Source organism: Staphylococcus sp. EG-SA-2 (assembly GCF_017152085.1).
In genome coordinates this window covers 1-3,708 of record NZ_JACYHC010000530.1, presented here as the reverse complement: position 1 = coordinate 3,708, position 3,708 = coordinate 1, and the positions used below count along the sequence as shown (strand labels likewise).

The following is a 3,708-nucleotide window of genomic DNA, read 5'->3' as shown; positions in this document are numbered from 1 at the left end:
CAGGCGCTACCGTATTAATGAAACAATTTTGATGCAGGTGTATTGCATGTTATTTACATACATGTTAGAGTGTTACTTAAACACGTAGACGCTTTAACGCTTTAAAGGAGATGTGAATGATGAAAAGACAACAATCACAATGGAAGTCATCAACTGGATTTATTTTAGCTAGTGCGGGTTCTGCAATCGGTCTTGGTGCCATGTGGAAATTCCCATATATGGCAGGGATTTATGGCGGCGGTGCCTTTCTAGCTATGTTCTTAATATTCACCATTTTTGTTGGGTTGCCATTACTCATTATGGAATTCACTGTTGGGAAAATGGGACGGACATATACAACACAAATATATAGTAAATTAACTGGTAAAAAATGGCTCAATATCATTGGCTGGAACGGTAATTTGGCCGTGTTTATTTTATTTGGCTTCTATAGTGTTATCGGTGGTTGGATTGTCATTTACATCGGACAAGTATTATGGCAATTAGTTATATTTCAACGCATCAATCATCTCCAAGAAATGAATTTTGAAGCGGTAATATCAAATCCTTGGTTAACTGTTCTAGGGCAAGGTATATTCATATTCGCTACGATGATTATTGTCATGTTAGGTGTTGAAAAAGGATTAGAAAAGGCATCGAAAGTTATGATGCCATTGCTGTTTGTCTTTTTAATCATCATTGTGATTAAGTCTTTAACATTAGATGGCGCCTTAGAAGGTGTGAAATTTATTTTACAACCAAGAGTGTCAGAGATTACTGCTGACGGTATCTTGTTTGCGCTAGGCCAATCATTCTTTACGTTATCATTAGGAACTACAGGTATGATTACTTATGCGAGTTATGCCTCTAAAGACATGACGATTAAGTCATCAGCTATTTCTATCGTTGTTATGAATATCTTTGTATCTGTATTGGCAGGCCTAGCTATATTTCCGGCGTTACATAGTTTTGGCTATGAACCACAAGAAGGGCCTGGATTATTATTTAAAGTACTGCCAATGGTCTTTAGTCAAATGCATCTAGGCACATTATTCTATTTGGGATTCTTAGTGCTGTTCTTATTTGCGGCTTTAACGTCATCTATTTCTTTATTAGAATTAAATGTTTCTAACTTCACGAAGAATGACAATACAAAACGTAAAAAAGTCGCAGTGATCGGTAGTATTTTAGTATTTATCATTAGTATTCCAGCAACCTTATCTTTTGGTATCTTAAAAGATGTAAGATTCGGTGCGGGAACGATTTTTGATAATATGGATTTCATCGTTTCGAATGTATTGATGCCATTAGGCGCATTAGGTACTACGCTTGTCGTAGGACAATTATTAGATAAAAAATTATTACAACAATATTTTGGTAAAGATCGATTTAGATTATTCAGTGGTTGGTATTACTTAATTAAGTATGCGATGCCTGTCGTTATTATTTTAGTCTTTATCGTGCAATTATTTAGTTAATATATAGAAGCATCTGACACACAAGTATTTGTGTTGCTCAGGTGTTTTTTTGTTTGGAATTGAAAAGTTAGTACTGGTTCTGAATTAATCGAAACTTAGATAATTGCAAAATAACAAAATGTCGTTTATAATTCTTATCTGAAAAGTAAGAATTAAAATTGAGACATGAAGAAAGGTTTCATTCATTTGATCGGCATGTCAGATGAGGGTGCATCTATGATTACTTATGATTTAATTGGCAATACACCATTAGTACTGTTAGAACATTATAGTGATGATAAAGTTAAAATTTATGCCAAGCTTGAACAATGGAATCCTGGAGGCAGTGTTAAAGACAGACTCGGGAAATATTTAGTAGAGAAGGCAATTCAAGAAGGGCGTGTGCGTGCAGGTCAAACTATTGTTGAAGCGACTGCTGGTAATACAGGCATAGGGTTAGCTATTGCAGCGAATAGACATCATTTGAAATGTAAGATCTTTGCGCCGTATGGTTTTTCAGAAGAAAAGATTAATATTATGATAGCGCTTGGTGCAGATGTTTCAAGGACGAGTCAGTCTGAAGGTATGCATGGGGCACAATTAGCTGCACGTTCCTATGCTGAAAAATATGGTGCCGTTTATATGAATCAATTTGAATCCGAACATAATCCGGATACATATTTTCATACATTGGGACCCGAATTGACTTCAGCATTACAGCAAATTGATTATTTTGTGGCTGGTATTGGCTCTGGCGGTACATTTACAGGTACCGCACGTTATTTAAAGCAACATCACGTGCAATGTTATGCCGTTGAGCCAGAAGGGTCCGTGTTAAATGGAGGGCCAGCTCATGCACATGACACTGAAGGTATCGGTTCTGAGAAATGGCCGATATTTTTAGAGAGACGTCTTGTAGATGGGATATTTACGATTAAAGATCAAGATGCCTTTCGAAATGTCAAAAGTTTGGCTATAAATGAAGGGTTGTTAGTAGGCAGTTCTTCAGGTGCAGCATTACAAGGTGCATTGAATTTAAAAGCGCAATTATCTGAAGGTACGATTGTTGTCGTATTTCCAGATGGTAGCGATCGATATATGTCTAAGCAAATATTTAATTATGAGGAGAATGATTATGAATAAGAAAACTAAATTAATTCACGGTGGACACACAACGGACGACTATACAGGTGCAGTTACTACACCAATTTATCAAACAAGTACATATTTACAAGATGATATTGGTGATTTACGTCAAGGATATGAATATTCTCGTACTGCGAATCCAACAAGAAGTTCTGTAGAAAGCGTTATTGCGGCATTAGAAAATGGCAAACATGGCTTTGCGTTTAGTTCAGGTGTTGCAGCTATCAGTGCAGTTGTTATGCTGTTGGACAAAGGTGATCATATTATTTTAAATTCAGATGTATACGGCGGTACTTATCGCGCATTGACAAAAGTATTTACACGATTTGGCATTGAAGTGGATTTTGTAGATACAACGCATACAGATTCAATTGTACAAGCGATACGCCCAACAACAAAGATGTTGTTTATTGAAACACCTTCTAATCCATTATTACGTGTTACTGACATTAAAAAGTCTGCTGAAATTGCGAAAGAACACGGTTTGATTTCAGTCGTTGATAACACATTTATGACACCTTATTATCAGAATCCATTAGATTTAGGCATCGATATTGTCTTGCATTCTGCAACGAAATATTTAGGTGGACATAGTGATGTCGTTGCTGGTTTAGTTGCAACATCGGATGACAAGCTTGCAGAACGTTTAGCATTTATTTCAAATTCAACAGGTGGCATTTTAGGACCTCAAGATAGCTATTTACTTGTGAGGGGTATTAAAACATTAGGTTTACGTATGGAACAAATTAATCGCAGTGTTATTGAAATTATTAAAATGTTACAAGCACATCCAGCTGTGCAACAAGTGTTCCATCCAAGTATTGAAAGTCATTTAAATCATGATGTCCATATGGCTCAAGCGGATGGCCATACAGGTGTGATTGCATTTGAAGTGAAAAATACAGAAAGTGCCAAACAATTGATTAAAGCAACATCGTATTACACATTAGCTGAAAGTTTAGGTGCAGTGGAAAGTTTAATTTCAGTACCTGCATTGATGACACATGCATCCATTCCAGCAGATATTCGAGCTAAAGAAGGTATTACAGACGGACTTGTAAGAATTTCTGTAGGTATTGAAGATACTGAAGATTTAGTCGATGATTTAAAACAAGCACTAGATACG

General features: G+C 36.2%; 3 protein-coding genes. All 3 read left to right on the top strand.

Going from position 1 to position 3,708, the window contains the following annotated elements; all coding sequences use genetic code 11:
• The first annotated feature begins 119 nt into the window (after positions 1–119).
• The gene (locus IDG60_RS08715; protein WP_000828722.1) at positions 120–1,457 is read left to right on the top strand and encodes a sodium-dependent transporter; all 1,338 of its coding nucleotides are present in this window, start codon (positions 120–122) and stop codon (positions 1,455–1,457) included.
• 216 nt (positions 1,458–1,673) lie between these two features.
• Positions 1,674–2,579: a PLP-dependent cysteine synthase family protein gene (locus IDG60_RS08710; RefSeq protein ID WP_000634098.1), complete on the top strand. Its 906-nt coding sequence runs from the start codon at positions 1,674–1,676 to the stop codon at positions 2,577–2,579.
• The coding region (locus tag IDG60_RS08705; protein ID WP_156992027.1) for a bifunctional cystathionine gamma-lyase/homocysteine desulfhydrase at positions 2,572–3,708 on the top strand (1,137 nt) is incomplete at its 3' end. The genes IDG60_RS08710 and IDG60_RS08705, both read left to right, overlap by 8 nt.